The 1,537-nt window shown below is 43.3% G+C and carries 3 protein-coding genes; all 3 read right to left on the bottom strand.

The annotated features are described in order from the left end of the window. Positions 1–387: hypothetical protein (locus AC1DIS_RS29980; RefSeq protein ID WP_477781299.1), on the bottom strand; the 387-nt coding region annotated here is incomplete at its 3' end. A gap of 505 nt (positions 388–892) precedes the next feature. Continuing rightward, on the bottom strand, positions 893–1,201 hold the full coding sequence (locus AC1DIS_RS29975; RefSeq protein WP_477781298.1) for a hypothetical protein: 309 nt from the start codon (positions 1,199–1,201) through the stop codon (positions 893–895). An 82-nt stretch (positions 1,202–1,283) separates the two neighbouring features. Next, a partial coding sequence (locus AC1DIS_RS29970; protein ID WP_218276154.1) for a hypothetical protein occupies positions 1,284–1,537 on the bottom strand: 254 nt, incomplete at its 5' end.

The raw sequence follows: 1,537 nt of genomic DNA, 5'->3' as shown, positions 1-1,537 counted from the left end.
TCTTTTAATTGCAGCGTAGAAGATAAAGAAGATGGACGCGGCGTGCTCGATGGAGAATGTAATAAAGAAAAAGTTGTCAGTCATTGGGTGCGGCATAGAAGTGATTATTGTGTAAGCTTCCATTTGTCCGAATGTCACTGCGAAAATGGTCGCAATAGATACGGCTCCTCCTATTAATCTTTTCAGAAARTTGTCACGTAATCGCCGCAATGAACTCAGGTACCAAAGCAAAACGCCCCACTGAACAAAGGCAAATGGCAGGATTGCCAGTCTTCCGATAAGTAAGTGTTCGCTTCCGTCGGTCATTTTACACCCTGACTTTGATGGCTCACTTTCGCCCGCTAGCACCGCACCAATTGCGGGCAAGCCAATGGCCGGGCCGGACATGCTTTCTGATCTGGAAGCTCGCCGGGGTGGGGTATTTCCATGCAGATGCCAAGAGTGATCTCCATATGTGTGTATATTTTTATAAGTTATTTATCAATCCCCACGTTAAGAAAAAAGACATTAAAAGAGCTAATGCGCCAACTGATCTAAGAATATACAGATAATTGCTTGATCTGATCAGGCTCTTGAGTGGGTATTTTTTTGATGCGCCTGCTCGGTCAATTAACTTGATTATAATGCCTTGCGTTTTCTCAGAAAAAAACAAGCACATTATTCCCAGTAAGCACAGTATTATAATAAAAACCAATAGCCCAATAGTCATAATTTCCACCATTCTGATCCAATCTTCCTTGCAGCCTGGAAGGAGTAGTTTTAATTAGCACCTAGTTGTGGAGAAACGAATCCAAACCCTGATGCGGACCCATTACCTAGTGACCACGAATCAGAAACGCCCCCCCCAGCAGCCAGCGGTAGCGTTAATTCCATTTCCCGACAAGCGACGCCCTTACACACCACCACCAAAAAAAATAAAAACCGTAAAAATAGCGATGAATTGAATCGGTATAAAAACAATCAACAACCAGTTCGGCAGTTTTTTTGAGAAGGTCAGCATTAAAGYGCTAATAAGAACTGATGCGGCTGGAAATAATACATAAAGCTTAAGTTGGCCGGAATTGGGGTAGCCAACGGCTTTTTGTGGTGCAATTCCAGAATACAGCTCAATGCCAATAAAAAAAACAATGCATGTCAATAACAAGACAATAGTTAATGCAATACGGACTCCTACTTTGCTCCTTTTTTCTAGTTGACTCATGGTCCAGTTCCTACACTAGGATTAAGGTTGATATAGCCAGCAACACCCAGCGCACTGAAAATTACCGGCCCAATGTACTGGTTTAGAGTAGCATTTGGCCCATTGCCGGTCCCCACAAATTGGGCGCCCACGGCGCCATTCTGGTCGGTAATTGAAGAAAATAAATCCGTCCCCTTTGTTTGCTCGTTCTTTTAATTGCAGCGTAGAAGATAAAGAAGATGGACGCGGCGTGCTCGATGGAGAATGTAATAAAGAAAAAGTTGTCAGTCATTGGGTGCGGCATAGAAGTGATTATTGTGTAAGCTTCCATTTGTCCGAATGTCACTGCGAAAATGG

The organism is Pseudomonas sp. 05N433 (genome assembly GCF_056396925.1).
Note: the sequence above shows the minus strand (reverse complement) of the source record. Positions and strands in the feature narration are given on the sequence as shown.